The organism is Pseudomonas sp. LBUM1655, from assembly GCF_059716085.1.
On the sequence record NZ_CP166801.1, the window covers coordinates 3,607,531 to 3,628,222 of the forward strand.

A 20,692-nucleotide genomic window follows, 5' to 3' on the forward strand; every position below is an offset into this window, starting at 1 on the left:
CTTCGGTTAGCCGATAAAAAACCCGCCGATTCAGGCGGGTTTTTTTTGCTCGCAAAAAACTCATTACTCAACGCATACATATGTACCGCCAGCCGCTTTCCTTGCCGCTCGACAATCCACTCCAGCAAGTCTTTTTGCTGCTTACTGGAGAACACCCATGCCCCCTCAGCCAGCCCTTGCACCTGACGAAAAGCACGAACCTGCCATGGTTCAAATCGTGATCAAAGAGCTCTCGGCGCTCCCGACCGCAACGCCGGAGGTCGCACTCGCGCGAACCCTCGATATCCCTCGCAACAGCCTGCTGCGTGAATGGATGGAGCTCTACTGGGTCAGCCTTGATCGCTCGAGCTTTCTCGATTGGGCCAGCACGTTCGACATCGACCTGGACACCCTCAGCCTCAAAGGTGACACGCTGCACGCCTCGACCCTCAAGGACGGCGTCCTCACCACGCGCACGTTCACCCAGCAAGATGACTCCCTGTGGTGGAAAGTCGCGTTTCCGCCCTTGTCCATCGCCCGCAAAATCGACCCCGCAGGACTGGGTCTACCCTCCGTCGGCGGCAAATCCGCCAACCCGCTTTGCCTGATTCCCCGGGCGCTCGTGCTGGCGTTTTACGGTTATCCCGAGCCGGAAAACCGTATGCAGGCTCAGGTGATCATCGATGAGCTAAAAGCCAGCGGATTCGCGCCGATCGCAAGCGACGCGCACACGACGTCGGCAGTGGTTGCCGAGCGCAACGCGCAAACGGCCGACTACCAGGTTCTGGCTACCGCGCTCGAGCAGTCGATCAATACCCTAAGACAGAACCAGCCCTTGCAGTTGGACCTTACCCGCGTACGTCTGCGTCACGGATCCTGGCTGACCACCCTCATGCACCGTGGGACGACGGCCATGATGGCACTGGTTCACAATGAGGCGTTTCTGACCTTGGCCGCAGATGCCACGCCCTTCGTGACCTGCCGTTACTCATTGAAGGAGCAGATATTTTCGTTCACTTGCAACGATGGTTCGATCATTGAACACCCACAAAGTCTGTTCGATGACGGTCTGCCAGACGACTCATTGGCTGAGCTGATAAGCGCAGCAGGAAAACTGAGTTGCGTCATCGCCAGCGATGAGTTTTTCAACCTCGATCAGCTTCTTGAGTGTTACGGGTTTGAGATACCCGCCACCCTCGACGCCGCCCGCGACTTGCTCACTCGACTGCGACAGCACAAATGGCCGCCCCTGCCCTACGTCAGTGAACACATCCAGACGCGCAAGCTCATCCAACGTTACAAGCGTGCTTTTGCGAATGTTGAGGACTTTCGCAATATCCATTTGCTCCTTGAAGTACTGGCCTGGAACAAGGAGGCAGGTGCCGAAATCGACCTCTACTACCTCAGTGCGCCAGACCCGGAATCCGCATTGGGCGAAAAGACAGTGACGGGCAAACAACGATTGCTGAGTTTCAGAGATAGCAGCGAATTTCAGCGGCTCTTGAAGGCTAACCAACTGCCCGCCGACAGCCCGCTGCTTCTGACCCGTTCAGGTCATGTCGGCACACCAGGGAAGAAAAAGAACTGGGAGGACCTGACGACGCAGGTAGAACAAAACAGCACGCTCAAAACCAAACGCGATGAACTTCGGCTGTTGGCCGACAAGGCCGGCGGCGCCTTGCGTACCAACGGACTGGTGACACTCAAGCAAATGATGGGTTTCTACGAAATCCCGCTGCCTGCAAACGCGCAAGTCGCCGGGATCATCGCGCAGTGGATGAAACCCTACCAGTTGCTCCCCCCAGGCTTTACGAATCACTGGTACATGCTCGGCTCCCCCGGTAGCGGCTCGCCGGGCCTCACCGCCGAGCGACGCAAGTTGATCATCGACGCCAGCGCAGCATTCCTGGCGCACACTTGCGTTGCATTGATCGATTATCTGAGCGAAGGCGTGGTACCTGATCTGAGCGCCACAGTGCTGCAAGCCAAAGCCGATTCGCTGCTCAGCCAGATACTGATTTCGCCACGTGCGCATCAATTGGGCAATCGTCTGCTGGAAAAGCTTGATCCTGAAAAATGGAAGAAAAAGGAAGACATAGCCACCAATCGTGAGTATCTGTTACTGACTGCCTTGATCCTCAGTCTCGATCCTCTGGCAGGCCAGCAGCCAGGCAAGGTGATCGATCAGCCGCTCAATGACAGCTTTTTTTGGGGTGAGTCGTACAAGGATGTCCGACGCTTTATCGATGGGCAATTCGCGCTGCATCGCATCAAGCAGAAAACCCTGGCGACACATCTACTGCTCTCAGGTATCGCTCCGGAATTTCTGGTCCGCGGCATCCCCGCTTCACTCGCCTACATGACCGCGCACTCATGGGTGAAGCTCAAACAAGTGGTGCTCTTCATCGAAAACCACGCCCCCGGCATGACCCGTTTGATGAGTTACAACGAAATCATGACACTGTCCGCCCTGCCCATGATTCCCCACCTGCAGGAGTTCCGCTCGAAGAAAGCACCCGTCTCTCTGGTAGCCGATTGGGCCATTGCCAGAGGCGTGATTCAACGCGACTCGGTCCAGACGGATGCGCTCTATGATGCCGCCACACTCAATGCAGCCGACAATGCGTTTGTCCTGCATGGACAGAGGATGTTCACCCATACCGAGCTGGCCTTTCGCGCACCCTTCGCAACACCGTACACCGTTGCCCTGCAAGATCTGCGCAAGGTGTTTCCTGACGCGTTGTACCTGGAAGAAAGGTGCCTGATATGGCTGCCCAAATGCAGGAAAGAGTCAGCCACACCGACCGCGCCTGACGCGGCGCCGACCGAAAAGTATTCGCTGGTCGAGTTGCACATGGCGCAGAAGCTGACCACTGAATGGAGCAATTGGAGCTCGACACTCCCGCAAGTGCAGCTATCGCTGCTGGCACCGTCGTTTGACCAGCTCACGTCGGTTGCCGGCGCGTTCCTGGTGCAGCTCAAAAGCCGACTGGAACGAATGAAGGACGCCTACGTGGCCCTGATCAAGGAATCGTTCTGTGAATTACCGCTTCAGCAACGACTCGATCTGGAGACCGGCCCACTGGGATTCTTCGCCCTGCATCCGGTAACAGCACAACCCCCGGGCCAGGCTGTCGCAGATAAGCAGAATCCGGCGGCTGGATTGTTTGCCATGATCGTCTCCTGCCAAAGTGAGCTGCCACGAATTTACGAGATATTCATTCGAGAGCGAGCCGTTCATCTACGTCAGGACATCAACTATTCCACGCTGGTGTCGGCATCCGCGAAAACGACCAGCACAAGCCTGCCATTCGACGCAGAGACGTACCTGCAAGGCGCAACGGCAAGAAGCCCAGGCACCTGTCGTGGCCAGATCAAAAGAATCGAAATCGAGCAAGGACAGTTGGCAGTTGGCGCCTATCAACAAATCCCCGCAACATTCACGTCATCAAGAATCCAGACGATTGCCAGCACAGCAGTAGAACGCCTGTTCGCCGTTCAACAGGCCTCGGCCCTGGAACGGGCCAACCGTGCGATCGAGCTCCAAGAAGCTGAAGGTATTCATCAGGCCTGGATGGCGTTTTTTCAATCCATCCAGGCATCGACCGTTTGACTTTGAACCACAAAGCCCCGATCAGATGCGCTTCAAGGCCTGTTTATGGGCATACATCGCTCCATCTGCATCTGCCAGCAGTCGATCCACCGTGTCATGCCGCTGCGGGTCATATTCGATCTGGCCGACGCTGAAACGAATGGCATAACCACGGTGCAACGTAGCGTTGCGCTCTTCGAGGATTTCCTTGAGCCGCGCCATGATCGCCGTGGTTTCGATATGACTGGAGCCGGTCAGCAACGCCACAAACTCATCGCCGCCCAGACGCCCGACCACATCACTTTCGCGAAAGGCAATGCGCAGCACATCAGCGAAGGTCTTCAATGCACCATCGCCCTCGGCATGGCCATAGAGATCGTTGATCTGCTTGAAGTCATTGAGGTCGAAAAACAGCAAAGTGGCCGGCCGGTTCAGCCGCGCGCAGGCGTCCAGTGCATGCTGGGCCAATTGCTTGAAACCGCGACGATTGGAGAGCAGCGTCAGCTCGTCCATGCTCGCCATTTGCACGGCCGTCAGCTCTTGCTCGGCCATCTCTGCCAGATCACGCAGCAGCGCGCGCTCTTCGTCGTCGAGTTCGCGGGGTTTGGTGTCGATCAGGCACAGCGTGCCCATTTTGTTGCCAGTAGGCACGGTCAGTGGATAGCCGGCATAGAAGCGAATGTGCGGCTCGCCGGTCACTAGCGGATTGTCGTGAAAGCGCTCGTCCTGGCGGGCATCAGGCACCAGCAACAAGTCATTCTTGAGAATGGCGTGGCCGCAGAAAGACACGTCCCGCGAGGTTTCAGTGACATTCAGCCCGACACAGGACTTGAACCACTGACGATCCTTGTCCACCAGCGTCACCAAGGCGATCGGCACATTGAACAGACGCTTGGCCAGTCGCGTGAGTCGGTCGAAACGCTCTTCGGGAGCCGAATCGAGAAGGTCGAGGCCGTGCAGCACTTGAATTCGCGCGGCTTCATTGGCGGGTTTTCCGGGAACCAGCATCACACACTCCATCGAGGTCAGTGGCCCTTAGAGTAGCCTGATTCGCCGCCCGGTCACACCGTCAACTCCCGGCCACCGGACATGGCCCGCCAGCATCAGCCCAGAGCTTGAACTGGTTCACGAATAGGTCGTGCGGCACCGGCACCGGCGCACGCCCTGTTCCGGGATTCCAACCCCAGAGCACCAGTTTGTCCTCGCTGACGTGTTTGATCAGCGCGGCAAAATCGCGGTCACCGTTGCTGGAACGGTCCTTGATCATTGCGCACAACTTGTCCGGCGGCAGGCCGATCCAGGCCATTTTGTGCGCGGCCGGTGGCAGGCTCCAGTGCGGCGCGCCCGGTGGTGCGTGGGGGCCGTAACTGGCCGGCGGATTGCTTTCGGCATGACAGGTCGCGCAGGGCAAACCGGCGGCGCCTTTGCCGTCCATGCCGCGCACCACGTTCATCGCGTGTGGCGTGCCGGCATCGAACTGCAGCGGTGAGTCCCCGGGGATGTGGCAGTTCTGGCAGCGCGGGCTCTGGAAAACTTTCTGAATCGTGCCGAACGCCTTCAAGGCTTCCTGATCCTCGGCGAACAAGTCTGAGGCGTAGCCGCCCAACCCAAGCAAAACCACCGTTCCCAACAGCAGATGTCGTTTCATCTCACACCCCCGACAGTTGCAGCGGCAGCTCGCGCAGGCGTTGCCCGGTCAAGGCAAACAGCGCGTTGGCCACCGCCGGCGCGGTCGGCGGCACACCGGCCTCGCCGATGCCGCCGGGTTTCTCGCTGCTGGGCACGATATGCACCTCGACCACCGGCATCTCGTTGAGCCGCAGCACCTGATAATCGTGATAGTTGGACTGCACCACCCCGCCGTTCTTCAGCGTGAGCTTATTGTGCAGCGCCATGCCCAGGCCGAAGGTGATGCACGACTCCATCTGCGCGGCGATGCTCTGCGGGTTGACCGCGATCCCACAATCCACCGCACACACCACCCGATGCACACGAATGGCCAGATTGTCCTGCGAGACCTCGGCCACCTGCGCCACATAACTGCCGAACGACTCGTGTACCGCCACGCCCAAGGCATGGCCGTCAGGCAACGGCGCTTTCCAGTTGGCCTTCTCCACCGCCAGATTGAGCACGCCGAGATGCCGCGGATGCGCCTTGAGCAGCGTGCGTCGATATTCCAGCGGGTCCTTGCCCGCCGCTGTGGCCAGTTCATCGATCAGCGATTCCATGACAAACGCGGTATGGGTATGCCCCACCGAACGCATCCACAACACATTGATGCCGGTCTGCGGCGAGTGCAGCTCGACCTGATGATGGGCCAGGTCTTTGACGTAAGGGCTGTCGGCGACGCCCTCGACCGAGGTCGGATCAATGCCGTTCTTGACCATGGTCGCTTCCATCAACGTGCCGGTCATGATCGACTGGCCGACCAGCACATGCTGCCAGGCCAGCGGCAGCCCATCGGCGCCAAGGCCGACACGCGCCTGATGCAAAAACATCGAACGGTAGTAACCGCCGCGAATGTCGTCCTCCCGCGACCACACGGTTTTCACCGGCATGCCTGCCGCTTTCGCCACCTCCACCGCTTCGGCGACAAAGTCCGAGGTTGGATTGGCCCGCCGGCCAAAACCGCCGCCGAGGAATTCTGTGTGGATTTCCACTTGCTCGGGTTTCAGCCCGGTGATTTTCCCGGCGACCATCTGATCCAGCGTCTGAAACTGCGTACCCGTCCAGATCTCACACTTCTCGGCGCTGATTTTTACCGTGCAATTCAAGGGCTCCATCGGCGCATGGGCGAGATAAGGCACGCTGTATTCGACGTCGACTTTCTTCGCCGCTTTGCTGAAATTACCCTTGGCATCCCCGGCCTGACTGGCCGAAGTGCCCGGTGTCGCGGCCAGTTTGCGAAAGCTCTCGAGCAGTTTTTCACTGCTCAGATCCGCGTGCGGCCCCAGATCCCAATCAACCTTCAGCGCGTCGCGACCGAGCTTCGCCGCCCAGTAATGGTCAGCGATCACCGCCACACCGGTCGGCACTTGCAGCACTTTATGCACGCCCGGCACCGCCAGCGCCTCGGCGCCTTCGAAGGATTTGACCGTGGCCCCGAACGCTGGTGCGCGGGAGACCATGGCGGTCATCAAGCCTTCAAATTGCACGTCCATGCCGAACTTGGCGCGACCGGTGATTTTCTCCGGGGTGTCGAGGCGTTTGGTGGGTTTGCCAATGACTTTCCAGTCCTTGGCTTCCTTGAAAGTGATCGACTTTGGATCCGGCACCGGCAGTTGCCCGGCGGCGTCGGCCAATTCGCCATAAGTCGCGCGTTTATCACCCGCGATCACCACGCCCGATTCGGTGCGAATCGTCGAAGGCGCCACCTCAAAACGCTTGGCCGCCGCTTCCACCAGCATCTGCCGCGCCGTAGCACCCGCCAACCGATAGCGGTCGAACTCCATCCAGGTTGACGTCGAGCCACCGGTAATCTGCATGCCGCCAAAACCGGGCATGCCGTAATCCGCTGCCGAGGCCGGCGAATGTTCGACACGTATTTTCGACCAGTCGGCATCCAGCTCTTCGGCGATCAGCATGGTCAGGCCAGTCCAGATGCCCTGCCCCATTTCCGAATGGCCAAGCAGCACGGTGACGCTGTTATCAGCGGCGATACGCAGAAAGGCGTTCGGCGCGAAGACCTTGCCTTCATTCTCTGCCGCCAAAGCAAAACGATGGGCACCGGGCACGACAAACGCCACCACCAGACCGCCGCCCAACATGGCGCTGCCCTTGAGAAAACCCCGACGCGATACGGGACTGTTCATGGTCTATCTCCCCGTCAGGTTCAACCGATCTCGGACGCACGTTTTACCGCGGCACGAATTCTTGGGTAGGTGCCGCAGCGGCAGATATTGCCGGAGAGCGCCTGATCGATATCGCTGTCGGTGGGTTTGGGAATCTTCGCCAATAAAGCAGCGGCGGACATGATCTGCCCGGACTGGCAGTAACCGCACTGCACCACATCAAGTTCGGCCCAGGCTTGCTGCACCGGGTGCGAACCGTCCGTGGACAAGCCTTCGATGGTGAGAATTTTCTGCCCATGGGCGACGGCGGTGGCCGGGGTGATACAGGATCGCAACGGCGCACCATCGACATGCACGGTACAGGCGCCGCACTGGGCCATGCCGCAGCCGAATTTGGTACCGGTCAGGTGCGCGACATCGCGCAGGACCCAGAGCAACGGCATGTCCGCGGGGACATCGAGCTCCTGATCCTTGCCATTGATATTCAAGGTCAGCATCGGGAAATTTCCTCAGACTCACGGTGTTCTGAAGGGGCGTTGCTGCGGCCATCAATACCTGCGCGCGCCTCGGCTTATCCCTTTCAGCTAAGCGTAATTTGCGTTTTAGGCCAGATGCGGCGACCACCGGTCATGCAGATGTCGGCTTTAATCCTACAGTTGATAACGGCTCTCACCCGAGTGAGCGCGAGGGCACACTGTCATGCAAACCGAACCTCTACTTTGATCAGGAGTAGCGAACATGGGATTTGTCACCACCAAAGACGGCGTCGAGATTTTCTACAAGGACTGGGGGCCCAAAGACGCGCCGGTCATCCACTTCCACCACGGCTGGCCACTGAGTTCGGATGACTGGGACGCGCAGATGCTGTTCTTTCTGGGGCAAGGCTTTCGGGTGATTGCCCATGATCGCCGGGGCCATGGGCGCTCCAGTCAGGTCTGGGATGGCCACGATATGGATCACTACGCCGATGATGCCCTGGCCGTGGTCAACCACCTGGGCGTGAAAAACGTCGTGCATGTCGGCCACTCCACTGGTGGCGGCGAAGTCATCCACTACATCGCCCGCCATGGTCAGGACAACGTCGCCAAAGGGGTGCTCATCAGCGCCGTGCCGCCATTGATGGTGCAGACCGAGAGCAATCCGGGTGGTTTGCCGAAATCAGTGTTCGATGATTTGCAGGCGCAACTGGCGGCGAATCGGGCGCAGTTTTATCGCGATATTCCGAGTGGGCCTTTTTATGGCTACAACCGGCCGGGGGCCACGCCGTCGGAAGGCATCATCGCCAACTGGTGGCGTCAGGGCATGATCGGCGGCGCCAAGGCGCATTACGACGGCATCGTGGCGTTCTCGCAGACGGATTTCACCGAAGACTTGAAGAAGGTCACCGTGCCGGTGCTGGTCATGCATGGCGAGGATGATCAGATTGTGCCGTACGAAAACTCGGGGCCAATGTCGGCGAAACTGCTGCCAAATGGCACGTTGAAGTCGTATCCGGGGTTTCCGCACGGGATGCCGACGACTGAGGCGGAGACGATTAACGCGGATCTTTTAGCCTTTATTCGCGGCTGAGTTGAACAGCAGCCATCCACTTCCCCTGTGGGAGCGAGCCTGCTCGCGAAAGCAATCTGTCAGTTGCACTTGAGCTGAATGACCCACCGCTTTCGCGAGCAGGCTCGCTCCCACAATGGGTCCACTATTGCTCTGTGCGCTCTGTGCCTTCACGGTCACGTTCGTAATGGTGAGCCAGTGGCAGCGCCGGTAGCCACGCCTCACGGCGAATGGTCCAGAGCTCATAGGTGGGCTTGCACTGGTTCGGTTCATCGAGCGACCCGACGTTGACTTCCACTTCATCTGCCGACCGCGTGAACACCGGTGAACCGCAGCGCGGGCAGAAAAAGCGCCCGTTATAGTCACGGGTTTCGCCGATGACCTTCAACGCATCCTCGGGAAATATGGCCGAGGTACCGAACAGCGCGCCGTGGCGCTTGCGGCAGTCGAGGCAGTGGCAGATGCCGACGCGGTAGGGCTGGCCTGATACTTCGAAACGGACATCGCCGCAGAGGCAACCGCCGGTGAATGGGTTCATGTTGCACCTCCTCCTTCCGCCATCCGACATTTTTCATGCATAAACATCATTCTCTGAGCGCGTTTAAATGACACGCCGCGTTACGCCATACAGGCTACAACACCTTGCGCCGTTACCTACGCGTACGCCAGAATCCGCCGGCTTGTGCGCTTAGCCCTCGACCTCTATCGTTTCCCTGCCACTGCCGATCAGTGGTCGGGTTTAGTAGCCCGATTGGTATTAGTAAGTGCATGAGCACCATTCAGTCAGGTAGGTCGTTTTCCTGCACTTGATGGTGGTTGTGCGCAGGGCGCTCTCGGGCGCGCCGGTCTTGCTAATTCCACCGGTCTACTAACCTGCGCACAGCCGCCACCCTTCTTTTAGTAGAGAACGGTTGCGGCCCTACTTTAGGAATTAGATATATGTTCAAAGTTACGCCAAACCCACCACACACCGATCCAATCCCCCACGACCCCGCGCTCGACCCGCAAAAGGTAAAAGAGGCAACCGATCGCGCCCTCGACTACTACCTCAAGCCCGAAGACCTGGCAGCTCCGCCAGCATCGCCCAAGTTTCGCCCCGTCTTTCTCGTCGACCCCACGCTGGATGACGAAACCCTGCTGGTCGAAGCCTGTGAATCGCTGTCATACGCCCATGCCATGGCCGGTAACATCGCTGACTCGGTGGGTGGCCCGGAGCGTAAACCGCTGCTGGCGCTGCAACAGGTGATCATGTTGAACGAGCTGTTGGTCAACCGATTGCTGGATAAGCTGCGCCTGCCGCGTTAGGTACCCGACGGATCGCCATGCAGGGCCAGTGCATCCTGCATGGCGATCTTGAGTCCGGCGTCCATACTGATTTTTTGCAAACGGCATCCTCCACTCAACTGTCCGGACACCGACATGCCCTCACCCGAATCCACCCTGTTGCAGAGCTGGCACAACAACGCCCACGCCTGGATCGAAGTGATCCGCAGCGGCGCCATCGAAAGCCGTCAACAGGTCACCGATCAGGCGATTCTGTTGGCGATCATGGGCCGTCAACCGCAGCGGGTGCTCGACCTCGGTTGCGGCGAAGGCTGGCTGTTGCGGGCACTGGTGGATCGGGGCATTGAGGCGACGGGCGTGGATGGCGATGCGACGCTGGTGGAAGCGGCACGTCTGGCCGGTGCATCGCAGGCGCATGTTGCCCGTTATGAAGCGTTGGTTGAGGCGACGGTGGACATCGGTCGCGACTATGACCTCATCTGCGCGAATTTCTCTTTGCTGCAACAGGACATCATCCCGTTGCTCGCCGCGATGAACGCGTTGCTGGTGCCCGGCGGCGCACTGGTGATTCAGACATTGCACCCTTGGGTCGTCGCGGCGGGTGATTATCAGGACGGCTGGCGGGAAGAGACTTTCGCCGGGTTCAAGGGTCAGTGGCAGCCCATGCCCTGGTACTTTCGTACGTTGTCGAGCTGGGTCAACGCGCTGGAAATGGCCGGATTTCAACTGGCCGCACTGCAAGAGCCACAGCATCCGCAAAGCCCTGTGCCGCAGTCTTTGCTGCTAGTGGCTGAGCGGTGCTAGTTTCAGAGCCTTTGCCGGCCAGAGCTAATACAATCGGCCACTGGCCTGCCGGGATGACTTCGATGAAACACGCTGCCGCGAAAAACCCTGAAAAAGCCCCACGCTTCTGGCGCGACGACGCCCTGCCCTTTATCGAGGCGCGGGCCATCGCCGATGGCCGCGAAGTCTGCTATGCGCGGCATTCTCACGCGCATTTTTCTATCGGTGCGATCACCGCCGGGCGCAGCACGTATGTGCACGAACAGACGCAGTTCGAAGTGGCGGCGGGCACCGTGGTGTTGATGAATCCCGGTGATGTGCATGCGTGCAATCCGATCGATGATCAGCCGTGGTCATACGTGATGCTGTACGTGGAAACGCCATGGCTGACGGATTTGCAGCATCAACTGGGGTTTGCCGCCGACGTGGAATTTCGTCGCTTCGCGACCACGCATCTCGACGACGCCAGGCTGTTCAATGATCTCAACGGGTTGTATGAGGTGCTGGTCAATGACCAACAGGATGTCTTGCGCAAACACAGCGCCGCGGTGGAGTTTTTCACCGATCTGCAACTGCGCTTGAACCCGGCGCAAGCGCCCGTGCGAGAACCGAATTTCAAGCTTGAACGCGCCGCCGATTTCATCCGCGAACACTGCACCGAGCTGCTGAGCCTCGACGACATTTGCAGCGCGGCGCAGCTGTCACCGTCCTACCTGATCCGCGCTTTCAAACAGCATTACGGCATGACGCCGCACGCGTTTGTGGTCAACCAGCGCATCCAGTTCGCCCGCGAGCGGTTGCGCAGAGGACAGTTGATTGCGGATGTAGCGCTCGAAGCCGGGTTTGCCGATCAAGCGCACTTTCAACGGGCGTTCAAACAGCATCTGGCGGCGACCCCCGGCCAATATCGCGGCTGACTCGAGAGCATGATCAGAGGATCGCAACTCCCCGGCAGGCGCAGACGGCTACCATGGCAACGGGATGATGTCTTCTCCGCCCGGTTCATTAAAGCTCTGTGCGCCCAAACCGGCGCCCTCCGCCAACGAGATGACTGATACCGTGTTGCCCGAGGGGCACAACACGAATGCTCGCGCATTGTCATTGCTGATCGCAACCGCCACCGGCCCCGTGCCAACCATGGGTGTATCGATGACGATGCCAGTTGCCGTGTCAACCGTGCTGATTCGGTTTCCCCATCCGCAAACATAGGCTCTGGTGCCGGCGTGGTTAACGGCAAGACCAGAGACGTACTGAGGGAAGGAAATGGATCTGATCCTCGACCAGTCGCGGGTGTCCAATTGCACCACGGTTCCTTGATTAGGCAGACCTCCACCGACGTAAAGACTGTTGCCATCCGGACTGATCGCGACATCGTGAATGCCCATATTCACTTGCACCGTTCGGACACCCTCGAGTGTCTGCGCGTCAATGACGGAAACGGTCTGGCTTTCGTAATTAGCCACGTATACCAGACGACCGTCCGGCGATATGTCCATCCCTCGGGGGCTTCGGCCAACAGTAATGGTCTTGATTGCCTCTAAATTCAGAGTATCGATCACCACAACGGTATTACCGGTCCAGGTGCTGACAAACGCCTTTGAACCGTCCTTGCTCAATACAATTCCGGCCGGATAACCCGCCGCTGGAATCCTGGCGATTACTGCGGAACCGGCCGTATCAATGACCGCCACGTTACCGTCGTAGCAGCAGGCAAAAGCACGTGAACCGGAGAGGTCGAGGACGATTTCTCCCGACCCGGTCGGCAGAGTCGTTGGCGTCAGCAACCTGGAACTTGCGGTATCGATCACATGCAACGCTCCGGTTCCATTGACGTAAGCGAAGTTACCGTCCGAACTGAGTGTGATACCGCGGATTGTGGGGGGCATTGCGATCGGCCCAAGCGGACCGTATTGATTGATGGTCAGCTCCGCCGTGGCGATGGCATTACCAAAGGCTGCAGTCAGTGAATAGGCGCCCGGGGTAATCGCCGCTTTTACGCCGCTTACCGTCAGCGTACCGTCCGTTTGTGTCGTAAGTTCGCGCGTCCCCCCTGCGCCATCGGCAAACGTCGTGCCGTCCGGGAGAGTCACGGCAATGACTCCAACGACGGGATTGCCCGATCGCGTCAAGCTCAGCCTGATGTCTTTCAACCGTCCTGCCACAGCCGCCACGAAAGGTTCGTTGAGGAACTTCAATTGCACATCGGGAACCCCTTGCCCGATGACCCATGCCTCGGCCGCGCGGGAAACGCCAAACACCTTGCCCCCCCTGACTTGCTCATACGTCACCGACACGTTGCCACCCGCGAGCACCTTGGCCGCAGGCACCTGCAACTTATACGTAAACGGCAAACGGACCACCGTTGCCTCGGCGCTGTGCGTCACCGCTAATCCGGAAGGCGGCGTGCAGGTATAGCTCACGCGAATTTCATCATCCTTTGCCCACAATGGTTCAAAAACATGAACCTGCACATAGAGAAAATCCTTCAGTTTTCCCAGGTCAATGGTGTCAGGATCATCTGCCGGATCGTCAGGATCCTCACTTAAATCCGGCGCCACCAGCGTCGCGCGCTCGGTGTCGACATTCGCCTCGATGGTTCTTGACCAACGGCGCTTGTCCGTCGGGTTGTTGACCTGATCGACCACGGTATAGGCGATCGGAAACCGCACATTGCTACCCGCCTGCTCGAACATCGCCCGGGTCACGGTAATCACGTAAGGCCGGCCTTCCTGGCCGGGTTGTACGGTGTAAGTGAAGCGCTCCCGGCTCAACTCAAGCGTGATCAGGTCATACGCTTTCATGAATGGATAGGACAACGTCATGGGGACCCCCTTGTCGACCTCGTCCTTGCCGATCTGCGGGGGATCGCCCAACTCCGCCGGCAGGCTGAGCGTCAGGTCGGGGTGAGCGCCGCTGCCGGGCACATCGTTGCCACCGGGAAGGTCTCGGTAGTAAAGCGCCCATGATTCCGTCGAAGTGGAGGCATTCCCGCTCACGCGCTCGACGTCATACGTGAACACGTGCACACCGTCATTGAGCGATGACTGGAAGACGTTGAACGACGTCTGCTTATCCTGATCAGCCGTTGGCACCGGTTTGCGTTCCAGCAACTGCCGTTGTGTATCCCGAGGCCCCTTCACATACAGCGCAATATTGAGATAACTGCCGCCCGTCGGCGGGTCCACGATAGCCTGCACCGCCCCTTCCCGACTGCCATCACGCCTGATGACTTCCTTGAAACTCGATTGCGGCAGCCCTTCAACCGGCGTCCCGGCCGGCGGTGCGGGATCGACAATCACGCCAGAGGTCGCCCCGGCGAATTTCAGCGGATAGAGCACGAGCACGCCAGGGATTGCTTGACCAGATGTCATGAGGAACCGTCCTTGATAATGGGGCCGCAAGGCGGCCGCTACACAAGGGATTAAACACCCGGAGCAAATGTGTCGCCCACTGTCAGAAATTACAGGTAGGCAGCGTTTTCTGACGGACGGTCAGCACCAAAAAAGTCTGCGATCGGGTGACCTTGCCTGGCTGCTACGGCAACAACAGATAAATCGCACTCACCACCAACAACCCCGCCATCAGCCTGTTGAACAGGCGCATCCCCGCCGGGTTGCTCAGATAGCCGCGCAAGAACGTCCCGGCATACACCCAGCAGCCCACCGACACATAGCAGATCACCAGATACACCGCCGCAAACTGCCAGACCAACCGGGCCTCGCCATCGGCGACAAACGCGCCCATGCCGGCCACGCAGGCCAGCCAGGCTTTCGGGTTGAGCCACTGCATGACCGCGCCATAGAGCATCGATGGCGCGCGGCCCGAGTCGCCGGCGTTCAACTGCCCGTTGTCGGTCGCCAGCTTCCAGGCCATGAACAGCAGAAACGCCACCCCGGCCAGTTGCACCACGCGGGTCATGAACGGCCAGAGCTTGAGGACTTCATGCAAGCCCAGGCCCATCAGCACCAGTAGCAGCACAAACCCCAGCGTCGCGCCGAGGACATGCCGCTGGCTGGCGCGAAAGCCGAACTGCGCGCCGGAACTCAGCGCGACGATGTTGACCGGGCCGGGGGTAATGGACGCGGCCAGGGCAAACGCCGCCATCGAGATAATCAGACTCATCGCACACCTGCTTCAAATCGGGGAACAAGGCGCTCACGGTAACCAGCGCCCCGCCCCCGGTATTGAAGAAAATCACCCTGCCAACAACACACTCTGTACAGGAGCTGCCGCAGGTTGCTCCTACACGAGGTTCAGGTGTTTCGGCGATCAGTCCAGGCGCGGCACGGTGAAGCGGAACTCGCTGCCCTGCCCCACCTCGCTTTCGGCGAAAATCCGCCCGCCATGGGCTTCGACAATGCCTTGGCTGATGTACAAACCCAGGCCGGTGCCGGTCGGGTTGCCCTCTTTCACAGTCCAGTAACGGTCGAAGACGCGGGCCAGGTTTTCCTTGGGAATGCCTTCACCACTGTCGCGCACGGTGAAAACAATATCGCTGCCCACGGATTTGGCCAGCACATCGACTGCGCCCAGGCGCGGGGTGAACTTGATCGCGTTGCCGACCAGATTCGACAGCACCTGAAACAAGCGCTCGGGGTCGGCATGGATACGCAGGCCGGGATCGGCCTCGAAGGAAATGCGGATGTCCTTGTCCTGCGCCAGCGGCCCGAGCAAGGCTTGAGCTTCGTCGAACATCTGCCCCACGTCGAGCCGCTGCGGCGTAATGGTGTAGCGTCCGGCATCGATTTTCGAAGTATCGAGCAAGTCTTCCAGCAGCGTATTCATGCGTGCGGCGGCCTGTTGCATGGTGTCGATGGCCGTGGAGATGCGCCGCGAGGGATGGTGACCTTCGGAGCTGAAGTCCTTTTGCAGCAGACCGCAGAGCATCGAAATGACCGTCATCGGGTTACGCAGGTCGTGCGAGACCACCGCCACCAACTCATCACGGGCGTGCACCGCATCCTGCTCGCGGCGCACCTGGCGGGCCAGATCGTTTTCCAGCGCCGAACGGCGCAGGTCGTTGGCGGCGAACAGGTCGCCGTGGCTCCACTTGGTGGAGATCCCGGCCATCTCGACTTTCCAGATTTCGAACGACGTGCGCGGACGCAGATGCAACCCGGCGTCGGAATTTTCCAGCGCCAGCGGTTTGCGCGGATCACCGCTCCAGTTGATGTTTTCTTTCACCTCGGGACGGAACCACAGCACGCCGTTTTCCACTGGTTTGGGCAGACTCATGGCAAGCACGCCGCTGGTTACCTGCTGATATTGCGCGGCCGGCGGATAAACGCTGGCCAGATGATGACTGGCGAACACCGACTGGCCGCTCTCTTGCAGCCATTTGTGCAGGGCGCGGATCTCATCGGGTTCCGGGCAGATACCGTAATGGTGCATCTGCTTGTCTTCAATGATCGCGACACCGCCCGCATTGGTCAGCGCCATGAGGGTTTGCGGCAGGTTAGCCAGGCCATCGAAAACGTTTTGCGGCGAATCGATCATCGCTTGGTTGAGCAGCGCCAGCGCATCGAGCTTCTCTTCTCGCTGACGGCTTATTTCCAGAGATTCCATCGCGCTGATCTGCAACGACAGCACCTGGCCGATGGTCTGGCATGCGCTGCGCAATTCATGCGGCACATGCAACGGCTGACGATTGCCGCAACTGATCAGGCCCCACAGCTTGTCGCCCTTGAGCAGGGAAATGCTCATCGACGACAGCACGCCCATGTTCTTCATGTATTGGCAGTGAATCGGCGACACGCTACGCAGCGTGGCGAAACTCAAATCCAGCGGCGTCTGCGTGTCAGGACGCAGCTTCGGCACCAGCGGCACCGGTTGATAGTCGGCATTGGGGATGATCCGCAGCCAGTTGGTGCGGTACAACTCGCGGGCCTGCTCGGGAATGTCCGAGGCCGGGAAGAACAGGCCATTGAACACTTCCATCGATGGGGAGGAGGCTTCGGCGATGACCTGACCGTGGCCCTCCTCCTCGAAACGGTAGATCAGCACTCGGTCGTAACCGGTCAGGGCCTGGATTTCCTGGACGCTGATGTCGTACAGCGCCTGCAACGTGGTCGCCGCGTGCAGGCGCTGGAGCATCCGCCCCAAGAGGGTTTGATTACCGGCAACGTTGCGTGGCTGGAAGTTCTCCGCGTGGATTTCCAGCTCCAGAATCAACACGTCTTGATGGCGATGCAGCAAGCCTTCGAACGCCGTGCCATTGAGCTGAAAACGCAGCGGTGGCACATCGAAGAGTGCCGGTTGCTGCAACGCCACGCGCACGGCCTGGGCATCCACGTCGCCGATCAGGCGCTCCAGCGGCTGACCAATGAGCTCTTCTGGCGCGCGGGCCAGCAGGGTTTCGACGTTGGCGCTGACTTGAATGATGTCCAGCGCAGGCTCGCTCAGGGTCAGCAGCAAGCCGTGGGGCTGGATCGCGCCGGGGAAACGAATCGGCTCGTCGGCACAATTGCTCAGCAGTTGTTCAAACGTCTCTTTTTCTTGCTCGGTCACGCCAGCACCTCCTGGCTTTCGAGCCAGCGCTCGAAACAGCTGAATGTAGATTGGGCGGCACACACGACGGCCTCACGCTCGGCGGCGTCCATCGGGCGACTGCCCAGGTATTCGATGAAATCACGCCAGCGCCGACCGGTCGAGGCACCGTAAATATCCAGAAATGCCGCGCCGTTGTCGGCATCCACAGCCAGACGCGCGGCGATTTCCCGGCGCAGGATCTGCCCGCCCAGGGTTGCGCCTTCAAGCACGTACAACACGCCAAGGCAGGCAGCGCTGGAGTCGATCAGCGGCAACTGCTGGCAGATCGGCAGGCTTGCCAGCGCGGCGTCTGCCATACCCAGTGCACGCAGATCGCCGCGCAGCGTGTGGGTCTTGAGACGTGGCATCAAATCAAAATCGTCGGGGACTGAACCGCTGCGCTGCAATGCGTTTTCCAGAGGCGCGTAGAAACCGTAATAGGCCTGCATCAGGCGCCCAAAAGCTTGCGCATCGAGGGTATCGGAGAAAAAAGGAAGGCGTTTTTCCAGTGCGATGTGCAGTTCGGCAGTGCCGGCTCGCAGATCTTGCAGCACGAGTGGCACATAAATTTCACGGGCCTTTGCTGGCATGTATATCGCTCTTGGTGGGGCCGCCTGGGGCCATTCGGGTTCGCAACACAAGGGCGGAACTTACATGGCTTACGCCTATGCTCGCCGGATAGATAGCGTTATCTGGCGCAACCATCACCCTCAGATCCGTTCAGACTCGGCTCGTGTCCGGAAAGTTCGACTTGTCTGGGGACGGGCCTTTGAGTTCGACCTGATTGCCATCCGGATCAAAACAGTACAGCGACAGGCCATTGCCCTCGGCGCCGAAACGGGTGGCGGCTTTTTCGACGCTCAGGCCGTGTGCCTGCAAGTGGGCGATCAGCGCCGCTTCATCGAACGGCTCGATGCGCAGGCAGAAGTGATCGACGTTGCGCCGCTCGGCACCCGCCGCCCCGCCGCCCTTGCGCCCGAGTTCGCCGGCGAGATCAATCAGGTCGATCAACGAAGTGCCGGCGCGCAGGTGCACCAGCCCCAGCGGCTCGTTGTATTTGACCACTTCGGCGCCGAACACACGGCCGTAGAAGTCGATGCTGCGTTGCAGGTCCGCGACGCGCAATACGATGTGATCGATGTGTTGAATGACGAACGGTTGCATGAGTTGGATTCCTTACATTCAGCGACCCGGTGATTGTGGTGCAAATACAAAAAAATTCACTGTCGATTTTTCGGTGGAGCCATCGACAAACTGGTTTTACTCTCACGCCATGAACATACAAACCGCTGCCCTGCCGCCCCACGCCGAAATGGTTCGCGCCATGCTCGAAAGTGACACCGCCTATGAAGGCGTGTTCTTCACGGCCGTGAAAACCACCGGGATCTTCTGCCGCCCCAGCTGCACGGCGCGCAAGCCGAAACCGGAAAACGTCGAATTCTTCGCCCATGCCGATGAATGCATGTCTGCAGGCTATCGCGCGTGTTTGCGCTGCAAGCCGCTGGACGCGGCGGCCATTGCGCCGGACTGGGTGCAGCGCCTGCTCAACGCGGTAGAGGCCGATCCCGAGATGCGCTGGAGCGATGCGCAACTGCTCGCCGAAGGCATTGAGCCGCTGAAACTGCGGCGCTGGTTCAAGCAGCATTTCGGTATGACTTTCCATGCGTGGTTGCGCACCCGTCGGCTCGGCATGGCACTGGGCGGGATCAGGCAAGGCACCTCGATTGATCACGCGGCGTTCGACTCCGGCTACGAATCCCTCAGCGGCTTTCGCGACGCGTTCCAGAAGTCGTTCCACATCACCCCGGGCCGTGCGGCGGCCAGCGAGCCGCTGTTGTTCACGCGTCTGACCACGCCGCTGGGGCCGATGATTGCCATGGCCGAGCGTCGTGGACTTGTATTGCTGGAGTTTCTTGATCGGCCGGCGCTGACCCGCGAAGTAGAAGAGCTGCAGAACCGTTACGGCTACGCAGTCGCCCCGGGACACAATGCGCATTTGAAGCAGATCGAAGGCGAACTGGCGGAGTATTTCGCCGGCCGACTGACCGCGTTTACTGTCGCCCTGCACTTGCCCGGCAGCCCGTTCGACCGTCAGGTCTGGGCGCATCTGCTGCAAATCCCCTATGGCCACACTGCCACCTACGGCGCGATTGCCGCCGGTTTGGGCAAACCCGGCGCCAGTCGCGCAGTCGGCCTGGCCAACGGGCACAACCGCTTGGCGATTGTGGTGCCGTGTCATCGGGTGATCGGCGCGGATGGCTCGCTCACCGGCTATGGTGGAGGACAGCCGCGCAAGGCGTTTCTGCTGAGGCTGGAAAACGCCGCGATGCAAATCACGCAACAACTGGCTTTCTGACGATTCGACACAACCGACAAGAAGGGATTTTGATGAACGCGCTCGACACGCAGTTTCACCAATTGCACCAGCAAGGCCTGCTGATCCTGACCAACGTAGGCGACGCCACCGGTGCGCGACTGGTCGAACATCTGGGCGGTAAAGCCGTGGCCACCAGCAGCAGCGCCGTGGCCTGGGCGCACGGTTATCCGGACGGCAACACCCTGCCCCTCGAACGCCTGGTTTCCACCGTGGAGTCGATTGCCCGGGTGATCAGCGTGCCGTTGACCGTCGACGTCGAGGCCGGTTACTCCGATGACCTCGGGCGCGTGGCCGAAGTGCTCGACGCGGTCATCGCAGCGGGCGCCGTAGGGATCAATATCGAGGACGGATCGGCTGATCCCGAATTGCTGGCGCGCAAGATCGAACTGGCGCGGCAAGTCGCCAATAAACGCGATGTGAAGCTGTTCATCAATGCCCGTACCGATGTTTACCTCAAAGGTCTGGTGCCAGCCGAAGACCGCGTCGCCGAAACCCTGCGTCGTGCCGCGTTGTATCAGGCCGCCGGCGCCGATGGTCTGTTTGCTGCAGGCGTCACCGCTGCCTACGAGATTGAAGCCATCTGCAAGGGCACTGCGTTGCCGGTCAACGTGCTGGGCTTAGCCGGCCTGCCCTCGCCTGCCGAGCTGCAAGCACTGGGCGTACACCGCTTGAGCGCCGGCTCCGGCATTGCCGAGTTCATGTATGGCGCGATGGGCGGGCTGGTGAAAAGCTTCCTCGACACCGGCAAACTCGATACCCACGATCTGAAGGCGTTCTCCTACGGCGAAGTCAACGGATTGCTGAAATAGC

The 20,692-nt window shown here is 59.8% G+C and carries 17 protein-coding genes; 7 read left to right on the top strand and 10 right to left on the bottom strand.

Annotated features, from left to right (window positions below):
• Window positions 1-157 precede the first annotated feature (157 nt).
• On the top strand, window positions 158-3,592 hold the full coding sequence (locus ACA074_RS16045) for a hypothetical protein (RefSeq protein WP_497677352.1): 3,435 nt from the start codon (window positions 158-160) through the stop codon (window positions 3,590-3,592).
• Window positions 3,593-3,613: 21 nt separating this feature from the next.
• Here the strand turns inward: ACA074_RS16045 and ACA074_RS16050 are convergent, their stop codons facing one another.
• The 4 genes from ACA074_RS16050 to ACA074_RS16065 form a co-directional block, all read right to left on the bottom strand.
• Window positions 3,614-4,579 (bottom strand): sensor domain-containing diguanylate cyclase, encoded by a 966-nt coding sequence (locus ACA074_RS16050; RefSeq protein WP_497657503.1) that lies wholly within the window; start codon window positions 4,577-4,579, stop codon window positions 3,614-3,616.
• A 61-nt stretch (window positions 4,580-4,640) separates the two neighbouring features.
• A complete protein-coding gene (locus tag ACA074_RS16055; protein ID WP_489881237.1) occupies window positions 4,641-5,219 on the bottom strand; it encodes a hypothetical protein in 579 nt (192 codons plus the stop codon).
• Between the two features lies 1 nt (window position 5,220).
• The gene (locus ACA074_RS16060) at window positions 5,221-7,383 is read right to left on the bottom strand and encodes a xanthine dehydrogenase family protein molybdopterin-binding subunit (RefSeq protein ID WP_497677353.1); all 2,163 of its coding nucleotides are present in this window, start codon (window positions 7,381-7,383) and stop codon (window positions 5,221-5,223) included.
• A gap of 20 nt (window positions 7,384-7,403) precedes the next feature.
• Window positions 7,404-7,859: a (2Fe-2S)-binding protein gene (locus tag ACA074_RS16065; protein WP_497677354.1), complete on the bottom strand. Its 456-nt coding sequence runs from the start codon at window positions 7,857-7,859 to the stop codon at window positions 7,404-7,406.
• A 241-nt stretch (window positions 7,860-8,100) separates the two neighbouring features.
• On the opposite strand from ACA074_RS16065, the gene ACA074_RS16070 reads away from it, so the two are divergent.
• A complete protein-coding gene (locus ACA074_RS16070) occupies window positions 8,101-8,931 on the top strand; it encodes an alpha/beta fold hydrolase (RefSeq protein ID WP_497677355.1) in 831 nt (276 codons plus the stop codon).
• A 124-nt stretch (window positions 8,932-9,055) separates the two neighbouring features.
• Here ACA074_RS16070 and ACA074_RS16075 read toward each other — a convergent pair whose 3' ends face one another.
• Complete coding sequence (locus tag ACA074_RS16075) at window positions 9,056-9,448, bottom strand: GFA family protein (RefSeq protein ID WP_497677356.1); 393 nt, start codon at window positions 9,446-9,448, stop codon at window positions 9,056-9,058.
• A 401-nt stretch (window positions 9,449-9,849) separates the two neighbouring features.
• On the opposite strand from ACA074_RS16075, the gene ACA074_RS16080 reads away from it, so the two are divergent.
• The 3 genes from ACA074_RS16080 to ACA074_RS16090 all read left to right on the top strand — a co-directional run bounded on the left by ACA074_RS16080 (window position 9,850) and on the right by ACA074_RS16090 (window position 11,894).
• Window positions 9,850-10,215, top strand: a complete 366-nt coding sequence (locus ACA074_RS16080; RefSeq protein ID WP_497677357.1) for a DUF6124 family protein — start codon at window positions 9,850-9,852, stop codon at window positions 10,213-10,215.
• Window positions 10,216-10,329: 114 nt separating this feature from the next.
• Entirely contained in the window at window positions 10,330-10,998 is a 669-nt protein-coding gene (locus tag ACA074_RS16085; protein WP_497677358.1) for a class I SAM-dependent methyltransferase, read from the top strand.
• Between the two features lie 62 nt (window positions 10,999-11,060).
• Window positions 11,061-11,894 (top strand): helix-turn-helix transcriptional regulator, encoded by an 834-nt coding sequence (locus ACA074_RS16090; protein ID WP_497677359.1) that lies wholly within the window; start codon window positions 11,061-11,063, stop codon window positions 11,892-11,894.
• A 48-nt stretch (window positions 11,895-11,942) separates the two neighbouring features.
• Here ACA074_RS16090 and ACA074_RS16095 read toward each other — a convergent pair whose 3' ends face one another.
• From ACA074_RS16095 to ACA074_RS16115, 5 genes are all read right to left on the bottom strand, one after another.
• Complete coding sequence (locus ACA074_RS16095) at window positions 11,943-14,348, bottom strand: YncE family protein (protein ID WP_497677360.1); 2,406 nt, start codon at window positions 14,346-14,348, stop codon at window positions 11,943-11,945.
• Between the two features lie 163 nt (window positions 14,349-14,511).
• Window positions 14,512-15,099, bottom strand: coding sequence for a LysE family translocator (locus ACA074_RS16100; RefSeq protein WP_497677361.1), 588 nt, complete (start codon window positions 15,097-15,099; stop codon window positions 14,512-14,514).
• Window positions 15,100-15,246: 147 nt separating this feature from the next.
• The gene (locus ACA074_RS16105; RefSeq protein WP_497677362.1) at window positions 15,247-17,484 is read right to left on the bottom strand and encodes an ATP-binding protein; all 2,238 of its coding nucleotides are present in this window, start codon (window positions 17,482-17,484) and stop codon (window positions 15,247-15,249) included.
• On the bottom strand, window positions 17,481-18,095 hold the full coding sequence (locus ACA074_RS16110) for a biliverdin-producing heme oxygenase (protein WP_497677363.1): 615 nt from the start codon (window positions 18,093-18,095) through the stop codon (window positions 17,481-17,483). The genes ACA074_RS16105 and ACA074_RS16110 overlap by 4 nt, the downstream gene beginning before the upstream one ends.
• A gap of 130 nt (window positions 18,096-18,225) precedes the next feature.
• Window positions 18,226-18,669: a VOC family protein gene (locus ACA074_RS16115; protein ID WP_489881247.1), complete on the bottom strand. Its 444-nt coding sequence runs from the start codon at window positions 18,667-18,669 to the stop codon at window positions 18,226-18,228.
• A gap of 109 nt (window positions 18,670-18,778) precedes the next feature.
• Here ACA074_RS16115 and ACA074_RS16120 point away from each other — a divergent pair, with 109 nt between their 5' ends.
• Both ACA074_RS16120 and ACA074_RS16125 read left to right on the top strand, forming a co-directional pair.
• Window positions 18,779-19,861: a bifunctional transcriptional activator/DNA repair enzyme AdaA gene (locus ACA074_RS16120; RefSeq protein WP_497677364.1), complete on the top strand. Its 1,083-nt coding sequence runs from the start codon at window positions 18,779-18,781 to the stop codon at window positions 19,859-19,861.
• A gap of 32 nt (window positions 19,862-19,893) precedes the next feature.
• Window positions 19,894-20,691: an isocitrate lyase/PEP mutase family protein gene (locus ACA074_RS16125; RefSeq protein WP_497677365.1), complete on the top strand. Its 798-nt coding sequence runs from the start codon at window positions 19,894-19,896 to the stop codon at window positions 20,689-20,691.
• The last annotated feature ends 1 nt before the right edge of the window (window position 20,692 follow it).